General features: G+C 43.7%; 15 protein-coding genes and 1 riboswitch. Of the genes, 9 read left to right on the plus strand and 6 right to left on the minus strand.

All coding sequences use genetic code 11. The features are described 5' to 3' along the window. Positions 1 to 20: 20 nt before the first annotated feature. From BC643_RS03500 to BC643_RS03515, 4 genes are all read right to left on the minus strand, one after another. Positions 21 to 3413: a SusC/RagA family TonB-linked outer membrane protein gene (locus BC643_RS03500; RefSeq protein ID WP_120271780.1), complete on the minus strand. Its 3393-nt coding sequence runs from the start codon at positions 3411 to 3413 to the stop codon at positions 21 to 23. Positions 3414 to 3871: 458 nt separating this feature from the next. Next, positions 3872 to 5149 (minus strand): MFS transporter, encoded by a 1278-nt coding sequence (locus BC643_RS03505; RefSeq protein WP_120271781.1) that lies wholly within the window; start codon positions 5147 to 5149, stop codon positions 3872 to 3874. Further along, positions 5149 to 6111, minus strand: coding sequence for an ROK family protein (locus tag BC643_RS03510; RefSeq protein WP_120271782.1), 963 nt, complete (start codon positions 6109 to 6111; stop codon positions 5149 to 5151). The genes BC643_RS03505 and BC643_RS03510 overlap by 1 nt, the downstream gene beginning before the upstream one ends. Before the next feature lie 5 nt (positions 6112 to 6116). After that, positions 6117 to 8819: a glycoside hydrolase family 2 protein gene (locus BC643_RS03515; protein ID WP_120271783.1), complete on the minus strand. Its 2703-nt coding sequence runs from the start codon at positions 8817 to 8819 to the stop codon at positions 6117 to 6119. Between the two features lie 717 nt (positions 8820 to 9536). On the opposite strand from BC643_RS03515, the gene BC643_RS03520 reads away from it, so the two are divergent. Next, the gene (locus tag BC643_RS03520; protein ID WP_120271784.1) at positions 9537 to 10388 is read left to right on the plus strand and encodes an AraC family transcriptional regulator; all 852 of its coding nucleotides are present in this window, start codon (positions 9537 to 9539) and stop codon (positions 10386 to 10388) included. A 63-nt stretch (positions 10389 to 10451) separates the two neighbouring features. On the opposite strand, the gene BC643_RS03525 is transcribed toward BC643_RS03520, so the two are convergent. Next, on the minus strand, positions 10452 to 11384 hold the full coding sequence (locus BC643_RS03525; RefSeq protein ID WP_211337972.1) for an ROK family protein: 933 nt from the start codon (positions 11382 to 11384) through the stop codon (positions 10452 to 10454). A gap of 1137 nt (positions 11385 to 12521) precedes the next feature. On the opposite strand from BC643_RS03525, the gene BC643_RS03530 reads away from it, so the two are divergent. Then, positions 12522 to 16139, plus strand: coding sequence for a glycosyl hydrolase 2 galactose-binding domain-containing protein (locus BC643_RS03530; protein WP_120271785.1), 3618 nt, complete (start codon positions 12522 to 12524; stop codon positions 16137 to 16139). A gap of 303 nt (positions 16140 to 16442) precedes the next feature. Here BC643_RS03530 and BC643_RS23720 read toward each other — a convergent pair whose 3' ends face one another. Then, the gene (locus BC643_RS23720; protein WP_394340501.1) at positions 16443 to 16649 is read right to left on the minus strand and encodes a sigma factor-like helix-turn-helix DNA-binding protein; all 207 of its coding nucleotides are present in this window, start codon (positions 16647 to 16649) and stop codon (positions 16443 to 16445) included. Positions 16650 to 16759: 110 nt separating this feature from the next. Then, a riboswitch (cobalamin riboswitch) is annotated at positions 16760 to 16975 on the plus strand. A 137-nt stretch (positions 16976 to 17112) separates the two neighbouring features. On the opposite strand from BC643_RS23720, the gene BC643_RS03540 reads away from it, so the two are divergent. From BC643_RS03540 to BC643_RS03570, 7 genes are read left to right on the plus strand one after another with little or no spacing between them, the layout of a single operon-like run. Further along, positions 17113 to 17481 carry a sirohydrochlorin chelatase gene (locus BC643_RS03540; RefSeq protein ID WP_120271787.1) on the plus strand — a complete coding sequence of 123 codons (369 nt, stop codon included), beginning with the start codon at positions 17113 to 17115 and terminating at the stop codon, positions 17479 to 17481. Beyond that, entirely contained in the window at positions 17481 to 18233 is a 753-nt protein-coding gene (locus BC643_RS03545) for an energy-coupling factor ABC transporter permease (RefSeq protein ID WP_120271788.1), read from the plus strand. The genes BC643_RS03540 and BC643_RS03545 overlap by 1 nt, the downstream gene beginning before the upstream one ends. Beyond that, complete coding sequence (locus BC643_RS03550) at positions 18202 to 18477, plus strand: energy-coupling factor ABC transporter substrate-binding protein (protein WP_120271789.1); 276 nt, start codon at positions 18202 to 18204, stop codon at positions 18475 to 18477. The genes BC643_RS03545 and BC643_RS03550 overlap by 32 nt, the downstream gene beginning before the upstream one ends. Further along, positions 18477 to 19247, plus strand: coding sequence for an energy-coupling factor transporter transmembrane component T family protein (locus BC643_RS03555; protein ID WP_120271790.1), 771 nt, complete (start codon positions 18477 to 18479; stop codon positions 19245 to 19247). Before BC643_RS03550 ends, BC643_RS03555 begins: the two co-directional genes overlap by 1 nt. After that, positions 19237 to 20079, plus strand: a complete 843-nt coding sequence (locus BC643_RS03560; protein WP_120271791.1) for an energy-coupling factor ABC transporter ATP-binding protein — start codon at positions 19237 to 19239, stop codon at positions 20077 to 20079. The genes BC643_RS03555 and BC643_RS03560 overlap by 11 nt, the downstream gene beginning before the upstream one ends. Continuing rightward, positions 20064 to 21416, plus strand: coding sequence for a cobyrinate a,c-diamide synthase (locus BC643_RS03565; RefSeq protein ID WP_120271792.1), 1353 nt, complete (start codon positions 20064 to 20066; stop codon positions 21414 to 21416). Before BC643_RS03560 ends, BC643_RS03565 begins: the two co-directional genes overlap by 16 nt. Beyond that, positions 21389 to 22030 carry a precorrin-8X methylmutase gene (locus BC643_RS03570; protein WP_120271793.1) on the plus strand — a complete coding sequence of 214 codons (642 nt, stop codon included), beginning with the start codon at positions 21389 to 21391 and terminating at the stop codon, positions 22028 to 22030. The genes BC643_RS03565 and BC643_RS03570 overlap by 28 nt, the downstream gene beginning before the upstream one ends. Positions 22031 to 22037 lie beyond the last annotated feature (7 nt).

Raw genomic sequence — 22037 nt, forward strand, 5'->3', positions numbered from 1 at the left:
ACCGTTTAATAATAAATCAATTAAAAATTTAAATTAAGCTTGAGACCTACCGGAATTACCCATGGATTCACGTTGTATCGTTCGATACCTTGCTTAAACTGAATACCGCTGGCCTGCGTGCTGCTTTCCGGCTGGAAGGCGTTCTCCGGGTCAATATTGATTTTTGCTTTTGTCCACAAAATCAAGTTGCGGCTGAATACAGAAATCGAAGCGTTTTGAATACCAATAGAACTGTAGATTTTTTCAGGAATCTTGTAGGTTATCGAAACATCTCTCAATTTAATGAAGTCGGCGTCGAAAGTCGCAGTACGGGTGTAACTCCAGCCGTAGAAATCCTGGTAACGAACATATTTGGTATCGCCACCACCCAGGTTCTCCACATAGTTGCCGTTGTCATCTTCGTATACCCCTGGCATAAACACACCGTCGTTTAGGGTGATACCACCTTCGGTGTGTTCAAAACCACCGGTATCCGCGGTTGGACCACCAACAACCACATAGAACATACCGTCGGGAGACAGGTACTCATCTGCGTGCTCTTTCAAATAAGCCGGAATATCATCGAGGTTATTTAATTTCAACGTACGATCTAACCATCGTTGTGAGTGCAAATCCGATTCACCGTAGCGCAGTGTTTGCGAAACAAACTGACCTCCGATTCGCCAGTCAAAGTTGGCACTTAAGGTGAAGCGTTTGTACGACAAGCTTGTTTGCAAGCCAACCATCAAATCGGGGTTGAAGTTACCGATAACCGGTGCTACACGATTTCCGTCGTCATCGTACACTTTGCTGTTACTTTGATCGTAGCCATCGCTGTCCAGAATAGGGTATCCATAGTACTCCGAATCCGGATCTTCAACGCGAACCATTTTGCGGTCAATAATTTGTCCGATTTCGTCGCCAACCCACGTGTAAGCTCCACCTTTAGCGTCACCCCACAATTTAATGTAGGTCATCCCGTCAGCCAATTCTTTCAAAATTGTTCTGTTCCGGGTGAATGAGAAATTAAGATCCCATTTCCAATTGGAGTTGGCAATTGGGGTAAGTCCCAATGTTGCCTCCCATCCTTTTGCCGAAATTAACCCGGCATTAATTTGTTTGGAGCTGGCTCCGGAAGAAGCCGGAAGGTCAATACTCAGCACCTGGTTTTTATTGTCAGAATGATACCAGGTACCGCTTAAGCGCAAACGACTATCATAAAAATTGAGGTCAGCACCAAACTCGTAAGATGTTTGGATCTCCGGCTTCAAATCAGGACTTAGCAACTCGCCTGAAGCCGAAAGACGGGTAACATTTCCCCAGGCTCCCTCGTTACCCAGAACCGGGTATAATTTGTATGGATCGGTGTCGTTACCAACCTGGGCCCATCCTCCGCGTAATTTCAACAGCGAAACGTCTGATGGCAGTGCCAGCATATTATTCAGCAATAAACTGAGTGATGCTGAAGGGTAGAAGAACGAACGGTTGTCTTCAGGAAGTGTACTCGACCAGTCATTTCTGGCAGTCAAATCCAGGTAAACCATATCCTTGTAGCCAAAACTTGCCAAGGCATAAACACTGTAGATTGCTTTTTCCCACCAGGAAGAACCATAATCCAGGTTATCCGGCGAAATGTTTGTCAACGAATAAATTCCGGGAGTAATCAAACCACTACCACCCGACTTAGTTGTCATGTAATTGTTCGAACCTTTTTGGTACATCGCGTTTCCACCGGCTGAAACCGAAAAGTCAACTTCATCCAGTCTCTTTTTGTATGTCACCAAAAAGTCGGTATTGCGCTCAAACCGTTCCAAGTTGATGATACCGTAAGCACCATTCGCTTCTTCGGTATAACTGTACGCAATTTTAGTTTCGCGTTTTTCTTTGAACTCATCATGTGCATAGCGTGCTTTCACCGACAGATCTGGTGTAATTTGCCAGCTTGCATCAATATTCCCGAAAATACGGTCGCGATTGAACGAGTTATTCACCTCGTTTGCCAGGAAATAAGGGTTGTTAAACTCGCGGCTATCGTAATCGCCCCAGGTATAAGGAGAACTTTGCTGAATACCTTCTTTTCCTTCCTCCCAGTAGTCTTTCATATCCAGCACATTGATGTGGGAGTTGATATTATACAAAGCCTGCAACGGGTTCGCGCCTCTGTTTCCTGCCGGCCGGTTGTCTGAACCATTCTTCGAATAATTGATCACGCTGCTGATTGTAAAATTATCCGTGAGATTCAGACTGATATTTGAACTGATCGAGTTTTTATGCAGATCGCTGTTGGGAATGTAGCCCTTGTTCTGCATGTTCGTAAATGAAACACGATAGTTTATTTTATCCGTCTGGTTGGCCACCGATACACTGTTAGTCGAGGTGATACCAGTCTCGAAGAAGTTCTCCGCATTATTGTAAGACTTCAATTCTTTCGATACCGGGATACCACTTTCAAGTTCCTCCGGTGTATAAGGCCATTGAATGGCCGTATAGCCTTTATTCAGCTCCGGGCCAACCCACCCCGATGCATCTTCTGCAATTACCATCGATCCGTAAGAGTTGGACGGATAGTTGGTTGGTGTATATGGCCGCGATCCGTTGGCAAAAAGCGACTGGGTATCCACATATTTATAGGGAATATCCAAAACGGTACTTGAACTGATACTCACGCCGAGTCCTTTCGCCTTTTTCCCTTTTTTGGTCGTGATGAGTACTACCCCGTTACCTGCCCGCGATCCGTACAGCGCAGCAGCACTAGGTCCTTTCAGGATCGACATACTTTCAATGTCGTTGCTGTTTAAATCTGAAATAGCGTTTCCGTAGTCCACATTATTATCTGACCCAATTGAGGAAACGTTATTCAAGGTGTTATTTACCGGAACGCCATCAATAACAAACAGTGGCTGGTTGTCACTTGTCAACGATGTAGCACCGCGAATCACCATACTAACTGAAGAACCTGCAGCACCGGTTGAGTTAATTGTCACCCCCGGTACTTTTCCAGACAAGGCATTCAAAACGTTCTCCTGCGTCGCATTCTCCAGGTTTTCGCCGCTAACTTCCGAAACAGAGTAGCCCAGTGATTTGGATGCTCTGGAAATTCCAAGTGCGGTTACAACAACCTCGTCAACCCCGATACTTGAGGTCTGCAGAATCACATCGACGGACAAACGTCCTTGAAGAGGTTCTTCTTTGGCATCCATGCCCACAAAAGAGAAAAGCAAAACAACATCAGATTGAGGAACTTCAATGTTATATCTCCCTTCAAAATCAGTAATAACACCAATACTTGTCCCCTTGATAACAACAGAAGCTCCGGGTAATAGCTCCCCATCGCTACTCTTCACAGTACCGGTCACCCGGCTCTGAGCATAGCTGGAGATGCTTATAAAAGCAAATAATCCAACAATAAGAGTTTGTAATAATCCTTTCTTCATACAATAAGGTATTTGGTTAATAAAATTTTGACTACTGCATAAGTTTACCGGTACAAAGATTTACACTCAGCAAATCAAAAACTAGAGAAATATTATTCAGAATACATGATATATTGACCAAAAAAGAGACTAAATCATTCAAAAAGATCAACAAAACGTTAATATTATATTACAATGATGTTAACACAAGTGAAATAATATTGTGATCGTATCTCTGACGGGCGAAATAGACATTCCCTTCAAATTGAAAGAAAAAATCGCCCGGAACAGAAATACAAAAGAGAGCAGACAAGGCCTGGAACAATGTCAATTGTCCCTGCCAGTAAAAAACATGAAATCAGAAAATAAGAGGCCGAATGAAACTGGCCGCATTATTCAATTACGACAGATAGATTCTTTAATAGTTAAGCCGTTTAAAAAAGAAATACAGAGACTTACAATGCCTCATTACAGAGCTACTAGCCAACAACAGCAACTTGCTGTTCGTGACTTTTTACTTTTATCGTCTTGTTATTCACCAAAGGTTTAGCCCAGAAACCAATGCTGAAAATAAAGCCCAAGGTGACGTACAGAAATGTCATTCCACCGCGCAATCCAATTGCATCGCCAATTAGACCGATAATCAGCGGCACCACAGCGCCTCCGATAATACCAGAACACAAGATCCCTGAAAAAGCACCATGATTTTGGGCGACAGAATTAAGCGCCAATGAAAAAATGACGGAATACATAACTGAAGCGAAAAAACCAACTAATGGAAAAGCAACCAAGGCCACTCCCGGTGACCCCCAGAGTCCAAAAGTCAGTGCAATAATTGCAGCGCCGGTAAATAGTTTCAACACCAGTCGGCTATCCATAAATTTCAACAATATTAACCCCAGAATACAACCAACAGTTAACAACCCCCAAAACCAGGAAATTGTGTCCGCTCCTTCTATCCGGGGGTCGAGTCGATGATAAACAGCCAGGAATTTAGAAACCCAATTGGCCACGCCCTGCTCGGTTCCCACATAAGCGAACAAGCCGATAAAATAGAGGATAACTGTCTTGTTCTTGAATAACTCCAAATGAGTCGACCATGCGCCGACTTTCTCGTCTGTAGTGAGCTCAACCTCAGGAAGTTTTACCGATACAATAAAGAGCGCCATAAGTAGCGAAACCACTCCAAAAATCCAATATAAAGAAACCCAAGGAAGGTCTACAGGAACAACCCCATGCAAAAAAGTCAGAAACGAATTCGGCTGACTCAATGAACTATAATCTTCCAAGTTGACAACCAGGTAAGAAAACAAATGAGGACTTAAAAATGAAGCCAAACCAAAGACCAGCTGTCCTAACACAGAATTAAAGGCAAAATTCTCTTCGCCACCAGCAACTCTCAGCAACGGATTGATGGCAACCTGCAACATGGCCATGCCCGAACCAATCAGAAAGAGCGAGAAAAGCGCAACGTGAAAAGAAGGAAACAAAGCAAATAAGCCGCCTCCGAGAAAGGAGACAGCAAATGCAAAAACCATCACCGATTTCTCGTGATACTTTTCGATCGCCATTCCGGCCGGAATCGAAAAAACACCATAGGCAATAAAAAATGCAAAGGGCAACAACGAAGCCATCGCCAAACTGACATCAAAATCATTGATAATATCAGGTATCAACGGCCCCATAATGTTGGTCAGAAAAGATATCACGAAGAATACAAACAAAATCAGGACAACAATCCAATAATTTCTTTTCATCAGCTTACCTTTTTAAGTTTTACATTTTTCGAATGAAACACCAACGAAGCAGCGCCAAGGCTACCAGCTTGATTTCCCAAAACGGCTCCGACCACTTCGGTATTGACAGCGCAATCTTTCATCGCATACCGAAAGGTTGACTTTGAAATCAGATCGATATAAAACTGACCGGCTTCGGAAATACCTCCGCCAATAACGATTTTCTGTGGTGCAAATATGTTGACAAAAGCAGCTATGCCATGACCGAGATAATTCGTGTGCTCCTCCAGACATTGCACAGCAATTTCTTCTCTTTCCAGGTATTTCTGAACGACATACTGACCATCGACTTCTTCGGCAGGACGACCAGAACACGAGCAATATCTTTGGATCAATGCAGTAGTCGAAGCATAAACCTCCAGGCAGCCCCGGCCGCCACAATTACACTCAGCGCCTTCATGGACAACAGCGATATGCCCCAGCTCACCTCCACGATTTTTAAACCCGCCATAAAGATCTCCATTGACGACAATTGCGCCGCCAATCCCGGTTCCAACCGTGATAAAAACAACATCAGTACATCCTTTGGCTGCACCGAAGCTCACCTCAGCCAACCCCACAACATTCGCGTCGTTATCAACAAAAACCGGCAGATCGAAGGCTTCTGAAAAAATAGTCTGCAACGGCACATTCTCCCAGCCATCCAGGTTATCAGCACCTCCCATCACAACGCCATCGCAAACAATACCCGGCGAACCGATACCAATGCCAGACACGCAAACCCCCAATCGTTCAGCCTCGTTTAAAACCAGTCGAATCGAATCATGCAAGGTTTTCAAAATATCATCTCGCTTGCAAGCAGAGCCGATCTTCAGCTTATTGCTGTACAAAACATCCCCATCATCCGCCACCAAGGCAAACTTTACGAAAGTTCCACCCAAATCAACTCCGACAGCGTAACGCCGATCGATCAATTTTTCCATTCGTTCTATTCATTTATGATTACAGAATCGACATTCCAACCTTTAGCTTTTATTTTGGGTTCCTTGCCATCAGAATCAGCCAGGAAATACTTCGCCGAGTAAGTTCGCTCCTCTCCCGGAAGCAGAGAAATATAATTGTCATCCCAGTAAACCGGAAGTACGGGAGCACCAGAGTCCGCTCCAACAATGTCGAAATAGACAAAGAAAGCCAGCTTATCCGAGGGGTTTTTCACCGTTAGCTTTACCTGCGCAAACTGATCGTCTGCCTTGTAATCCGAATGATATTGCAGTTTAACTTTCGGCAGGTCATTCAACGATCTGAAATCAGCATATTGACTGGTCGGCGTGTAGTATGGCCAGTCCAATTTTTTGGCTGCTTCGTAATCCAAAACATCCTCTTTTTCCGACAACCAATAAAAACTATTATCAAGCTCTTTTCCATCGGAATCATAAACATTCAACGCCAGAAACCATACCGGATTCTCACCCTCAATCTTTGGTAGTTTGTAAATAAACTTTGATGTATTTGTTTGAATATCTCCCTGCCACCGGTCTGCAAAAATTTCTCTGGATTGAAGATCGAATCCTCGAATTTTCACGGTCAATTCCGTTGCATCTTTCAAGTCTTCGTTTGCCAGGTACACATCATTGAAACCATAGCGATAAATCGCATGCAACGGTGTACACGCCTTGCGTGTTCCGTAAAACGAACCATTGGGCTGGAGATAAGTATCATACAATTGCCAGTACAACTCCGGCCAGGCCGAATTCAGCATCCATTGAATGACTCCTGTACTTTTCGGCTTGTGCGCAATAAAAGCCTCGAACATCGGGCGCATAACCTCATAATTACTCACTTGCGATTTAAACGCAAATTCTTCTACGCTTTCAGACTCACCATACCGGGCATCCAAGGCTTTCCGATACCGATCCAATGTTTTAAATTGATTGCGTCCAGTATGAAACTCCCAGTAATCTTTATCAATGGGCCAAAGTTTATCCTTTGGAAACATTCGCTCGAGGGAAGAGAGCGGAGGTACACTCGGCCCGGGACAAGTTTCAGTATTGAAACCGTAAGCACCACCTAATTGCGTATCGGTATACCAATACACCGGCGGAGTGTAGGCGTAGGGACCCAACATTTTCATCCCCGTTGGTCCACTGATATCACTGACCAGAGGAACCTCTGCAACGATTTTATTTTCTTCTGTCCCGGCACCTCCGGCAGAAGTCACGTAGGGCCGTGACAAATCATATTTCTGAAACAGATCGACATATTTATTTTCCAGCCGGGGATCGGGCAATTTATCACTACCCAACATCCATACATAAATACTGGGATGATTACGCAACCAGAGCAGTTGATCTTTCCACGATTGAGCGAGAAGATCAATATCCTCTTCTGTTGTTGCGCCGCCGTATTTCTCATCGGTTGGCTTGTGCAGGTATTCCTCCCATTCCCACTGGCAACTCCAGCCTACCATCACCAAAATTCCGTATTCGTCACACAAGTTGTACAAGGTTTCATCTTTACCCCAAAAGCCTTCACAACGAATACTATTCAAATTCATGTGCTTAATATACCGAAGCTGGGCTTCAACCGATTTAGGCGTATCCTGAAGTAAAAGATCGTCGACCCAGCCTCCACCTTTTATCAACACAAACTTCCCGTTAATCTCGAACGTCCTGTTTTTATCTTCATTCAAATAACTCTTGATTTCGCGGATTCCGTAATTCTTTTGAACACAATCCAGAACTTTGTTATCTGCAATAAATTCAACTTTCAAGTCGTAAAGATTGGGATCGCCCATCCCATTGGGCCACCAAAGCTTCACATTATTAACCGACAGGGATTTAAACTCTTTCGGATCGAAGTGACAGGAAAGCGTCTCGTTGGGCTTCAGTGCAATTTCCTTTTCAACCACTCCCAACTCGTAATTCACACGCAATGTTCCCTCCATCACCTGATCCGTCTGATTCACGACATCTGCATCGATAAATAAATCTGCCGAAGCCAGAGAAACCGAGTCAACTTTTGAATAAACGAAAGGGCTGCGAATTTTTACACCATCATTAATTTCGAGCGAAACAGGGCGAAATATGCCCATATTTTTATCAGGAGGAAGCGGATTCCAATCGACAAAACCGATGGAATATTCCCCGTCTATGTGTTGATACAATTTTAAAGCAACGGTATTGATCCCTTCCTTTACATACTGACTAATATTAAATGTGAACATGCGAAAAGCTCCAGCAAAATCGTCCTTACTCGCCACCATCTTTCCGTTCACCCACAGGTCGGCTCGGTAATTTATCCCATCGAATCGCAACGAAACAACCTTTTCCAATGCACCTTTATCCAACGTAAAAGTTCTCCTAAACCACCAGGGCTTTGAAAACTGGCTTGCATCTACCTTTTGCATATTGATTCCGAAATAAGGATCCTGAACCATGCCATTCGTCACCAAACTCCCAAGAACAGTTCCCGGTACTTCTGCATCCAACCAAGATTCAACATCGAAGGCAGCGACAGAAATTTCCTGATCTCCGATTCCGTTTAGCTTCTCACTTGATTGCATTTTCCAATCTCCCTCCAGCTTCAGATCCTGATAAGCCGAATTAGAATCACCGGCCCCACAACCACTAAAGAGAAGGGGAACAAAAAAAACAATTAAAAATCTAAAAGATATTTTAAGATCCATTTTCATATCTATTTTCTATTATCGAAGTCTTTAAAACGACAGTAGTCAAGTATCGACATAACAAAGCAAGACTAATAATCACAAAAAAACTTCTGCTATTTTATTCGCTTTGCATGAAATATTGACCTCAAGGAATAGGTCGTATTCTTTCAGTCCCAATAATCTGACAATTCTACAACGGAAGCAGGGCAAAATCGGCAACATGACAAACCACCACCCCTCCCTTCTTGACGGACTTGAAAAAAACAACGAAAGTGAATAGATACATTCCGGCAGAAGGAATTAAAGAATATAAATAACTATTAATCAGCAGAAATAATAAAACATTGCCCTTTATCGCACCAAGTTGAAGACGAAAGGAAGTCTGATAACAGATCGTTCATAAAGCAGAAATGTGGCTTAAGAAAAACCAGTTTATCGTCAATGATTCCTACGCCAAGCTATAGGATCCATCAAAATTCCACCAAAACACACGCAGAACATTAATAATCTATTACTTTATCGTAAACACAGATTAAACAAGAAAATATTACAGCTTGTCAAAAAACACACCAAAAACACTGATTACAAACCTATTAAATCAACTAAAACTACCTAACGAAGCGAATTAAGAAACGACGACGAACGTGCATTTAAAATAATTTGCCCCAAACACATCAAATATTAACCAACCAGATATTAATAATTACATATTTTCACATCGAAAGACAAAATTTCGTCACCATGGAATTCATCTACGAGAAAATATTCGTTCCGAATAAGCATTCGTTCATCACCCGAAGAATGAAATTGGAATTAAATACCGAAATCATCCATTCACACTCCAATTTCGAGCTCAACCTGATTACCTCCGGATCGGGGCGAAGAATAGTCGGCAATCACATTTCAACATTTACACCCGGCGACCTCGTTCTTTTGGGCCCCAACCTTTCGCATTGTTGGGAAGTCTTAGACACGGAGAATGGTCAAGATCCGGAATGCATTGTCACTCATTTGAATGAAGACATCATTAACTCTGATTTTTTCAATATTCCGGAATTGGAAGATGTGATCAAGCTATTGCGAATCGCAGATAGTGGCATCCTGTTTCGCGGGCCAAAACTAGAGAAGGCGATTACCCTTATTCATAAAATGATTGGTCTTAAAGGACTGGAGCGATACATTCAATTATTGAAAATTTTCAACCTCCTGTTGGAAATTGAAGACCGGGAATTTTTAACCCTGCCCTCTACCCTTCCCAATGCATACGACAAGGACCGGGACCAAATCAACAAAATCTACACCTACGTTTTTCAGAATATCCAAAGTGGGATAAACCTGAAAGACGCGGCTAAATTGGTGTACATGGAACCCAGTTCGTTTTGTCGTTATTTTAAGAAGAAGACCAACCAGACTTTTATGGACTATGTCAAAAACGTTCGCATTGGGATTGCTGCTAAACTACTGACAGAAACAGACAAGCCAATTACTCACATCTGCTACGAATGCGGCTACAATAACCTGGCAAATTTCAATTACTATTTCAAAATGCTCATGAGCAAAACTCCATCCGAGTATCGTAAGGACTTCAAATAGTTCATAAAGCCTCCGCTACCATACGAATGACCGAAATCTGACAACATGCGATTTCAGTTTTCCTCAAGCTAGATTCCTAAAAACCAAGGAAGCAGCCCCAATGCAGCCGGCGTTATTCCCCAAGGCTGCTCCTACGACATCGGTATTAACCCGACAATCGGGCATTGCATACCGCATTGCCGAATTTTTGATTTGTTCAATGTAATATTGACCTGCCTCTGGAATTCCACCACCGATAACCACGCGCTGCGGCGCAAAAGTATTGATAAATCCGGCAATTGCATGCCCCAGCATATCGGTGTGTTCATCCATCGACTGAATGGCCTTTTGATCAGCTTGTTTCATTCGCTCAACCAAATAAACACCGTCTACTTCACACGCATCGACTCCTACCATTTCAGCATACTGCCGAAACAAAGCTGTTGTGGATGCGTGAGCTTCCAAACATCCACGACTTCCGCAAACACAGGGGTTTCCATTGTGCATAATAGGAACGTGCCCCATTTCAGTTCCCCGATTTTTATATCCGCCATACAAATTTCCGTTGACAACAATAGCGCCCCCAATACCGGCTCCGATTGTAATGAATATTGCATCGGAACATCCTTGAGCAGCACCATAAACCACCTCGCCAAGTCCCAGAACATTAGCGTCGTTGTCGACAAAAACAGGCAAATCAAACTTTTTTGAGAATATTTTAGCCAGGTTGATATTTTGCCATCCATCCAAATTTTCAGCGCCACCGGTCACAATTCCATCACACACAATTCCGGGGGTTCCAATTCCAATGCCAACAACTTTCACCGCTCTTTCCCGGGATTTATTGACCGCTATTTGTATTGCTTTACCAAGCATTTGAATGATATCATCGCGCGATGCTTCGCCTTCAACATCCAATTTCCCTTGCAGAAGGACTTCTCCTTTGTCCGAAACCAATGCATACTTCACATAAGTTCCTTCCAATTCAACTCCAACTGCAAATTTTATCATACTCATATTTAATTACATCTTTACTATTTTGAAAAATCGGAAATCCTGACAACAACTTCTGCAACAAAACATAAACGGGTAGATCATAAAGATCAATTGGCACAATTCAAAAATAGTTATTCGTGCCTTAATAATCCTAAAAAATTAAGGGTTAAAAAGCATTGACAATTATGCTATCACAGAAATTAAAAACCTCAACGAACAAAAAGGACAGCTCGAATTTCACAAGACAAATACATCCTGTTAATTTACAAAAAATGAACTTCCAAACCGACTAATCAACCCAGCTGTGACGAGGATAGTCAAGAACAAAGAAAAGACTTTGAGAAAAAATAAACTTCAGCTATTTTGTTCCATTTGCACAATCTTTTGCCCCAATACGAAAAATCCGGCGAGAAAGATCAGTTACAAGAAGAACTAGTGGATCGGATCCCTCAAGTCCCAATGAGGGGTCACTGAAAAACGAAAAAGGATAAGGAAAATGAGGATAACGTTATTGTAATCCAACCGATTATTCTTGAAATATTGGATAAAGGATTTAACATCTAAAAAAATCAGTGACCAAAACATCAATCAGCACATCGAATGAATACGTCAATTAATCGGGGTTGAAGAGATAGGAAAGACAATACTAAAATATATCAAGATTAGTCAAGTAGAAGATGTGAGGTTTTCGGCTATACACAAGTTCTTCAGATTACATTTCAAAAACCGAATTATGAAGACCGCCCCCAGCCTACCAATACTCAAACTGGGTGACGAATAAAAAAAGGCAACTTGTTAAATCAAACTACCTCAATCCAAAATACCGGCCTTGCTAGTCCCAAAGCCTGTTACATATTTCCCCTCTGTAGTTACTCCTATTGTTCTTAACAGAGTCAATTAAAAACTGGCTTACAAACTCGACTGGCCAGTTTCAATTTTATCATTTATTCAGCAACAGCATTTACAGATACTCGTTCTGCCAATGTCAAACCAACCGAGCCTCATCTCAAACAAAATTAAATAGTCAAATAAACTCCCGACAAACAGATTTTGAAAGTATATTCTCAAAATATAGCTATACTTGAAAATATTAATTACCGGAGTGAGATTGTGCTATTCGTAAATCAAGCTACTCCGGTGAATCTTTAATTCAGAATAATGAAAAAATACAATTTATCTTTTCCCCCTGGAAGATCAAAACTGGTACATTTTTATTCCCTGATCGCACTTAGCATTTTAACTTTCTTTTCTGCCTGCCAGAGCAAAAAAGAAACCTATACGCGTGGTATTGGAGTTTACCCGGGAAATCCGGAAGAAGATGCTTCGCCGGAACTGGTTGCCGCCCCTGACAATTACCGCAACCTGGCCAAAAACAGGGCTGCTTACCACTCTTCCAGTTACGACTACAATCTCACGGCTCAGCTAATCACTGATGGCATTATTGACACAGAGGAGCCAAACTGGATTTCGATCTCCACAAACACGGGTGTTTTGCCAAAAAACGAACGGGAATACCTGCTGGACCACAATGTTGTTACAACCATAAATCTGGAAGGTAATGAAGCCTGGTTACAGTTTGAAATAGCCGGAGGTTCTGTTATTCCTGAAATATCAGAAATTGACTTAATCGGCATGTTGGCATCCGATAAATCGAAATCGGGCAAATGGCAATTTGTTTGTTCCGCATCTGACGATGGTGAAAACTGGACCGTTCTTGATGAAAAGCAAGGGTCTAGCATGTCGGGCCAGGCAATGTGCAATGCTGACGAAGCCAAATTGAGTATTTCGAATCTCGAAAGAATGCTGGAAGGTCAGAAGAAAATAATCACCTCATTCAATTTTGCACCTGCTTCGCACCGCTATTACAGGTTGAAATTATCGGCCCCGAGTGCCGAAAAATGGACAATTACCGACCTTGACTTTTTTAATAATCAGAAAAAAGTTGAAATGGCGCCTTCGCATTATTTTAAAAGCGCCTGGATGAGCTCTGGGCAAAAGGATGAGTGGGTATACCTTGATTTGGGGGCAGTTTGCTCCATCGACAAGTTCAATTTATACTGGATAAAAAAGGCTGCAAAAGGACAAATCCAGGTTTCAGATAATCTTTCAAACGGTTGGACTGATGTCACATCATTTGACTCCGACGAGCTATCCAATGAAATTAAACTTGACAGTCCTGTTGATGGCAGGTACGTACGGGTTAATATGGAGACCGCTCCTGGCGAAAAGATTATCTTAAGCGAACTGGAAGTATTTGGAAAAGGAGGCTTAATTCCGACTCCCAAAGCAGCACCAACATCGACTTCGAACTCAAACCTGAGCTTAACGAGAGGTGAATGGAAGTTACAACGAGCCTCAGAAGTTGAAGGCACAGGCGCTGCGATCTCGCAAAAAGACTTTGACGATTCAAGCTGGATTCCTGCAACCGTGCCGGGTACCGTTTTAACGAGTTATGTAAACATCGGAGCCCTGCCCGATCCCAATTATAGTGATAACCAACTCATGATTTCGGAATCGTTTTTCTATTCTGATTTTTGGTACCGCAACGAATTTGAGGTTCCTGCAAATTTTAAAAACGATAAACTGTTTTTGAATTTTGATGGCATAAACTGGAAGGCCGATGTATTTGTGAATGGTAAAAATGCCGGAAAAATTGAAGGTGCATTTATCCATGGCAAATTTGATGTTACCGATTTAATTACGCCCGGACAAAAGAATTCATTGGCCGTTTTGATTCACAAAAATGATAACCCCGGTGTGATTAAAGAGCAAACTCAAAAGACCCCGGATAAAAATGGTGGTATTTTGGGCGCTGATAACCCAACATTCCATGCGTCAATTGGATGGGACTGGATTCCAACCATCCGTGGCCGGAACATTGGAATCTGGAACGATGTATTCTTATCAACCGTTGGGCCGGTTAGCATCGAAGATCCATTTGTTTCAACTGATTTAGCACTACCCGATACCTCAGCTGCAGATATTAATGTGGAAGTGTCGCTTCGAAATAATTCATCCGAAAACATCGAAGGCGTGTTGAAAGGCAATTATGGAGATATTGCTTTCGAAAAGAATATCTCGCTCAAAGCTAACGAAGTTAAGTCGGTCGAATTAAATCCTTCGAATTGTCCTTCCCTGCATTTTGAAAATCCAAAACTTTGGTGGCCCAAAGGATACGGAAGTCCGAACCTATACGATGTTAACCTGAAATTTGAGGTAGGTGGAACTGTCACTGATTCCAAAGAATTCAAATCAGGTGTACGCGAAATGAGCTACACCGAAGAAAACGGAATATTGAGTTTATTCATCAATGGCAGACGTTTTATTGGCCGTGGTGGCAACTGGGGATTCTCTGAATCGAACCTGAACTACCGCAGCAGAGAATATGATATTGCTGTGGCCTATCACGCCGATATGAATTTTACGTTGATTCGCAACTGGGTAGGGCAAATCGGTGATGATGAATTGTACGAAGCATGTGACAAATATGGCGTCATGATTTGGCAGGATTTTTGGCTGGCCAACCCTTGGGACGGACCGGATCCGGATAACGATGGCATGTTTATGGAAAATGCCACAGATATGGTGAAACGAATTCGAAACCACCCTTCCATCGCCATTTATTGTGGCCGGAATGAAGGTAATCCGCCCATGTCACTGGACACTGCCTTAAACAACCTGGTTTCTAACCAACATCCGGGGCTACATTACATTTCACATTCGTCGCGTGGAGTTGTAAGTGGCGAGGGTCCCTACCGCGCCCTTCCTGTAAAAACATATTATACCATTAACGGGCTGGATAAATTCCATAGCGAAAGAGGAATGCCCAACGTGATGACTTATGAAAGCTTAAAGCAAACGTTACCGGATTCCGCTCTGTGGCCGCAAAACAGGTTGTGGGGCGTTCACGACTATTGTTTGGAAGGAGCACAAGGAGCAGCTTCGTTTAACCAGATAATTGAGAAAGCGTTTGGAAAAGCAAACGACGCACAAGAATTTACGGAACTCGCCCAGTGGATCAACTATGAAGGCTACCGGGGTATGTTTGAAGCAAGGAGCCAATACCGGAAAGGCCTGCTATTGTGGATGAGCCACTCGGCCTGGCCTTCGATGGTATGGCAAACCTACGATTACTACTTCGAGCCAACCGCAGCCTACTTTGGCGTTAAAAAGGCTTGTGAACCGATACATATTCAATGGAATCCGGTTACAGACGAAATTGAGGTCGTAAATAATTATGGACGGGATAGAACCGGGCTTGCCGTTAAAGCTGAACTCATCAATATGGATGGGGCTATTGTTTGGGAATCTGACTCCACAATCGATAGCGATGAAGACTCAACCGAAAAATGCTTTAAACTGGAATTTCCAGCAAACTTGTCTGAAGTTCATTTTATAAAACTCACATTAACTGACGGCGACAAGGTAATTTCGGATAATTTTTACTGGCGTAGTTTGGAAGAAGGAAATTACCAGGCGCTAAATAACTTGCCTAAAGTGAATTTAGAAAACAGTACTACCGTATCGAAATCGAACGAAGCCTGGTCGCTTACAACCATCTTGAAAAACACATCAGATACGCCGGCGCTCATGGTTCGGTTAAACGTGGTTGGTACAAAATCCGGAGAACGGATCCTTCCGACATTCTATAGTGATAATTATGTCTCGCTAATGCCTGGAGAAGAAAAAGAGATTACAGTGAATTTGAAAAATGAAGACACCAACGGAGAGGAACCGAAGGTTGAAATTACAGGATTTAATATTGCTCAAAAATAGATCTTAATAAATTACGGATGTAATAACATCCATCGGATCGGATTCGAATCGAACCATCCTAGCTTACAAAAAATGCCTATAAGTCATTGGACTATAGGCATTTTTTTTGTGCTTACAGATGGTTGATCATGACAGTCTCTCTATGTGCATAAAACGGTAAAACTAAACCATCTCAAAATACCGAAATGAGACACCTATGAGACTAACTTCCCCTACCTGCTATTCTTTGAAAAAAAGTAACTAATATGGGTAAACAACCTTATCGTTTTCTCAGACTTTATCATTAATTCGTTCCAGGAAAACCTAAGAATCAAAAAGAGGTAGAACACGAGCAAACTTATAGCGAACAATCTTCCCTCGCAGCTTCCTTATAGCAATTGCCATTTGATTTTTCCCCGTTTTAACAGATATTCCCAACCGATCAGCACATTCGCTGTATTTCAATCCTTCAAACCAACATAGAATGTAAACCGTCCGACACCTTAATTTTTTTGAATAAAGACCAGTCAACTGATTGTTTCGTTTAATTGTCAGTTAAATAGCAGCTATTGCAGATATCCGCATCTTATTATAAACAATAAAATAATTGCATTAATACACTTTTTCAAGCCCTTTTTTATATAGATTTGCCTCCAGTTGGTGGATTCCTCCAGTCACAGGAGGAGCCTTAATATGGGAATCCGGTGCTTCTTTTATAGAAAATTCCGGAGCTGTACCCGCAGCTGTAAGTCCATTAAATGTTTTTCGGGAATACTCTTGCCACTGTTCGGATTTGCCGAATGGGAAGGCCTCGAAAACGGACGAGCCAGAAGACCTGCCACAATTAATATTACAATGCTTTCGGGAATAAAAGCAAATGGACAACCAGGTTTGGAATTCATTTACTTACTTTTTTGTATAAGCTGAGAAGTACATTTCTAGCTATTTCCCAAGCATTGCTTTTGACTAGTTTTTAAAATTTAAATAGTAAAAAATGCAAAAGCAAGCTGTTGTTATTCTTGGTCATGGTAGTAAATCCATTCAGGCGGTTGAAGATTTCAACTTCATTGTTGCCTTGTTGAAAGAAAAAATGGATGGTCAGAACGTATTTGGCGCTCATATGGAGTTGGCTTCTCCATCTTTGGAAGAAGTTGTTGCCGAAATCGCTAAATCCGATGTCGTCCGGGTGGTGGTTATCCCCTACTTCCTGTTCAATGGCAATCACATCAAAGAAGACATTCCTGAAATTCTGGCTCAGCTGAAAGTGAAACACCCGCAATTAGATTTTCACTTTGGCAAGCCCATCGGCCGAGAACCTTTGATGGCCGAAATCATGTACCGAAAAGTACAGGAGATCGCCTGATGACTAAGAAAAGAGTCGCGTATCTCGGGCTTGGTATCTTCCTTCCGGGAGTGGCCAACAGCATGCATATTGCCGAAGGTTTTCTGCCTGCCTCATGGTGCATTGTCTGGTGGGCCGTTTACCTGGCGGTTCTCATCGCCGGCTTTTCCAGGCTCAAGCAAACAATTAGCGAGCATCCCAACGCCAAATTGCTTTTTGCAGCAGTTGCAGCCTATGTATTTATTCTGAGCTCGCTGAAGTTACCCTCGGTCGCCGGAAGCAGTTCACACTTAACCGGCATTGCGCTTGGTGCCTTGTTGTTTGGAGCGTCATGCATGTCGGTCGTTGGCCTAATCGTGTTGCTGTTTCAAGCATTGTTGCTCGCTCACGGCGGATTGACTACGCTTGGAGCAAATGGTTTTTCAATGGCCGTTTGCGGTGCTTTTTCGGCGGTGTGGGTTTTCCGCTTGCTGAAGGGAGTAAAAACTCCGCAATGGCTCGCTGTTGGTGGAGCATCATTTGTATCAAACCTGGTTATTTACAGCTGCACATCGGCGCAACTGGCCGTCGCATTTGCAGATTCAACGGCAGCATTTAATAGCAATCTGATCAAGTTTCTATCCATTTTTGCGGTAACCCAGTTGCCTTTGTCCATCATCGAATCGGTCTTTACCGTACTGGCCTTTCAATACATACAGCGAACCAATAAAGCAGAAATTCAAGAACTCAATCCGAATCTTTATGAAACGAAAAACAGTCATCTACCTGCTTAGCGGTTGTCTGCTGGTTTTGCTAATCCAATTTTTAGCAACCGATCTGTTTCCCAATTTTTCGGGAAGCGACGATCAGTCGGTTGAACTGATTCAGCAAATAGCCCCCCAGTATCAGCCATGGGCCAAGCATTTAATCGAGTTTAACCAGCCTTGGGCCGAGCCGGTGTTATTTGCTCTTCAGGCTATCATCGGGCTCAGTGTTATCGCTTATTTCGTTTGGAAGCAAAGCAAAAAGAAAGCTTAATGTGGATTACTGAGATCTATAAACACGATCACCGCTTGCAACAGCTGTCGCCTGCCGTTCGGGCTCTTTATTGGGCTCCGGCTATGGTTTTGGCCCTGGTGTCCGGTTCGGTCTATTTCGACTGGGCCATGTTTGCGCTGATCAATATTGGCTTATTGGGAATTACCCGGATTAGCTTGTCAAACTTGACTCGACTATACCGCATTCCGGTTGCCTTTATTCTGCCAGGATGTTTCGTGATTGCACTCGAAATTCCGGCTCAGCAAGCCTTCTTCACCGTCGGGCAATTGCCAATTGGCTTTTCATCAGGCGGATTACAACTGGCAAGCTTGCTGCTCAGTCGAAGTTTAGCGCTCATCAGCATTCTGTATTTCATCTTGCTGACGAACACGATTTCAGAATTGGCAGAACTAATGAGAAAGTGCCGGATTCCGGCCTTGTTCATCGATTTATTCGTGATCACATTCAAGTTTATAGAGAATCTTCGCCAGACGAGTTTCGAAATGTATCGGGCTCAAAAATGCCGTTTGGGCTACTCCGGAAACGGGAAACGGATTCCGCTTTTTGCCAGCTTAATGGCTGCTGTATTTCAGAAATCCATGCAGAATGCCAAACAGCTGGAAACGGCCTTGCAAGCGCGCTGTGCCGGAGAAAATTATTGCTTTCTACAGGAAGAACGGCAATTTGCGTTCTCTCAGTTATTCCTTCCGGTGGGACTGGCCTCCTTGGCTGGCGCCTTCCTTTTAATTTGCTGCAACTATGGCTGGTAACTTGATTGAACTAAAAGCAGCAAGCTATAGCTACCCAACAGGAAAGCAGGCAATAGCTGAAGTTGACCTGGCGCTTCCCGAGGGCAAAAAAATTGCCTTGATGGGTGCCAATGGTGCCGGAAAATCAACCTTGCTGCTTTTGTTGAATGGAATTTATAAACCCACGAATGGCGAGCTCCACTATCGGGGAAAAGAATACCGGTACAACAGAAAAGCGTTACGGGAATTGCGGCAAAAAGTGGGCATTGTTTTTCAGGAAAGCGATAACCAGTTGGTGGCTCCATCGGTTTACGAGGAAGTGGCTTTCGGCCTCAGCAATCTGTATTCGGATAAAAAGTGGATTCGTGAGCAGGTTGAAAAATATTTGGATTATTTCGAGTTGCAGGAATTGAAAAATCATTCGCCCCACCAACTGAGTTCGGGACAAAAGAAACGTGTTTGCCTGGCTTCCGTGTTATCCATGGAGCCGGAGCTGATTGTTTGCGATGAACCGGCTTCGAATCTCGATCCGCAAAATGCCCGCCTGACTTTTGAACTGTTGGAAGCTCAAAATAAACAAGGAAAAACGCTGCTCATTTCAACCCACGATGTGAACCAAGCTTATGCCTGGGCAGATCTGGTTGTTTTGCTTAAAGAAGGATCGGTTCTCAGCATGGGCAGCCCGAAAGAGGTGTTCGGCAATGCCGGTACTCTTAAAGATGCAGGCTTGGAGCAGCCACTATTGGTGAAACTGGCCCGGATGCACCAGCCGGATATAACGGCAGAAAAGCTTCCAAGAAACGAAGCCGAATTAGTAAACAGACTAACAAGAAATTTATGCACGGATTTATAATAGCTGGCACAAACAGCGGATGCGGAAAGACCACCGTCACCATTGGGTTGATGGCTTTGCTGCAATCCAAAGGAATGCTGGTTGCCCCCTTCAAAACCGGTCCCGACTACATCGATCCGGCTTTTCACCGGCGGGTTACCGGCGTGCCATCCTACAACCTCGATAGCTTTTTATTGAATGACCAAAGCCTGCAGCACCTCTTTTACAAACACTCGGCTGGTAGCGATATTGCTGTAGTTGAAGGTGTGATGGGCATGTACGATGGGCTGGGTAAAGAAGGCTCCGGCTCGACCTGGGAAATGGCGCAAAAGCTGAATTTGCCCATTGTGCTTGTGGTCAATTGCAAAGGACTTTACCAATCCGTCATTGCCATCATCAAAGGATTTGCCGAGCTTAAAAATCCATCGAAGGTGAACGGCGTGATCCTGAATCACGTGTCCTCCAAAATGCAATTTGACTTTCTTCAAAGCTTGATTGAAGAGGAAACCGGAATTGCCTGCATTGGCTACCTGCCAACCCGAGAGGAAATTGGGCTCGAAAGCCGCCACCTGGGACTAATTCAGGCCGATGAGGTGGATACGCTTCCGAAGAAAGTAGCGCTTCTCCGGCAAACGATGGAAGAAACCATCGATGTTCCGGCGCTCTTAAAAGCGACTGAAATTGAGCAGCCTTCGCCCACTCCAATCGAGCTTCCGGACCTTGATTTGTCGGATCTGCAGATTGGTGTGGCCCACGACAAAGCCTTCAGTTTTTACTACCAGGACAACCTGGAATTACTGGAAAAACTGGGAGCCACGCTGCATTATTTCAGCCCCTTAAATGATCGCAGCTTGCCCGCCGCCTGCAACTGTTTGTACCTGGGCGGTGGTTATCCGGAAGTGTTCACCGCAGAATTGCTGCAGAACACAGCGCTGATGCAGGAAATCAAGCTAAAGATAGAATCGGGCATGCCGGTTTATGCGGAATGCGGCGGACTAATGTACCTGACCGACAGCATCATTTCACTGGAAAATGAGGAAACGCCCATGTGCGGTGTGTTCAACGTTTCGGTGCAAATGACCACCCGGCTGCAACGCTTTGGTTATGCGCAAATCAGCTATGCCAACACCGTCACTCCCTGCCATGAGTTTCACCGGTCGCAACTGGTGCAAAAAGAATCACAAAAGAACTACAGGGAAACTTACCAGCTGCGAAAACCGAACCGGTCGGTTGAATGGGAATGTGGCCTGCAACGCAAGAACTGTCTGGCGGCCTATGCCCACGTTCACTTTTACTCCAAATTCGAATTTCTAAACGCCATTTGTACGCTATGGAAAAAAGCAACTACGTCAATTTAAACCCCTTGGGAATTGAAAGCGACAGCATGGAAATTATTTCCCGCGAGCTTTCGCATCTCCATATACCGGAGCAGTACGCCTCCATCGTGAAGCGCGTCATTCATACTACGGCCGATTTTGAATATGCGCACCTGTTCGAAGCGCATCCCAATGCGGTTGAACTAGCTAAAAATGCCTTGCAGCAATCCTGTCGTATTTATGCCGACACCAGCATGATTGTCGCCGGCGTGAGCAAGCCCTCCCTCAAAAAATTGGGCTGCGAACTGCACTGCTTCGTGCACGACGAGGAAGTTGTTGCCGAAGCTAAAGCGCAGGGAATTACCCGATCCATTTGCGGAATTAACAAGGCCGCGCAGGATGAGCGCTTTCGCATCTTTGTAATTGGCAATGCACCAACCGCATTGGTTCGTTTGTGCGAGCTGTATGCTGAAGGGATCGTGAAACCCGATCTCGTGATCGGTGTTCCGGTGGGCTTTGTAGGCGCAGCCGAGTCCAAGCAGATGCTGAAGGAATCAGGCATTCCCTACCTTTTGATTCGTGGGCGGAAAGGTGGCAGTACCGTGGGGGTTGCCATGTTGAATGCCCTCTTGTACGAACTGATTAAACGCAATTAGCCGAAGC

The sequence above is a fragment of the Mangrovibacterium diazotrophicum genome (genome assembly GCF_003610535.1).
GTDB lineage: Bacteria > Bacteroidota > Bacteroidia > Bacteroidales > Prolixibacteraceae > Mangrovibacterium > Mangrovibacterium diazotrophicum.

Excerpts from the sequence above, each read along its gene's own strand:
- BC643_RS03500 (WP_120271780.1), bottom strand. The coding sequence starts at position 3,413 with ATGAAGAAAGGATTATTACAAACTCTTATTGTTGGATTATTTGCTTTT.
- BC643_RS03505 (WP_120271781.1), bottom strand. The coding sequence starts at position 5,149 with ATGAAAAGAAATTATTGGATTGTTGTCCTGATTTTGTTTGTATTCTTC.
- BC643_RS03510 (WP_120271782.1), bottom strand. The coding sequence starts at position 6,111 with ATGGAAAAATTGATCGATCGGCGTTACGCTGTCGGAGTTGATTTGGGT.
- BC643_RS03515 (WP_120271783.1), bottom strand. The coding sequence starts at position 8,819 with ATGAAAATGGATCTTAAAATATCTTTTAGATTTTTAATTGTTTTTTTT.
- BC643_RS03520 (WP_120271784.1), top strand. The coding sequence starts at position 9,537 with ATGGAATTCATCTACGAGAAAATATTCGTTCCGAATAAGCATTCGTTC.
- BC643_RS03525 (WP_211337972.1), bottom strand. The coding sequence starts at position 11,384 with ATGAGTATGATAAAATTTGCAGTTGGAGTTGAATTGGAAGGAACTTAT.
- BC643_RS03530 (WP_120271785.1), top strand. The coding sequence starts at position 12,522 with ATGAAAAAATACAATTTATCTTTTCCCCCTGGAAGATCAAAACTGGTA.
- BC643_RS03540 (WP_120271787.1), top strand. The coding sequence starts at position 17,113 with ATGCAAAAGCAAGCTGTTGTTATTCTTGGTCATGGTAGTAAATCCATT.
- BC643_RS03545 (WP_120271788.1), top strand. The coding sequence starts at position 17,481 with ATGACTAAGAAAAGAGTCGCGTATCTCGGGCTTGGTATCTTCCTTCCG.
- BC643_RS03550 (WP_120271789.1), top strand. The coding sequence starts at position 18,202 with ATGAAACGAAAAACAGTCATCTACCTGCTTAGCGGTTGTCTGCTGGTT.
- BC643_RS03555 (WP_120271790.1), top strand. The coding sequence starts at position 18,477 with ATGTGGATTACTGAGATCTATAAACACGATCACCGCTTGCAACAGCTG.
- BC643_RS03560 (WP_120271791.1), top strand. The coding sequence starts at position 19,237 with ATGGCTGGTAACTTGATTGAACTAAAAGCAGCAAGCTATAGCTACCCA.
- BC643_RS03565 (WP_120271792.1), top strand. The coding sequence starts at position 20,064 with ATGCACGGATTTATAATAGCTGGCACAAACAGCGGATGCGGAAAGACC.
- BC643_RS03570 (WP_120271793.1), top strand. The coding sequence starts at position 21,389 with ATGGAAAAAAGCAACTACGTCAATTTAAACCCCTTGGGAATTGAAAGC.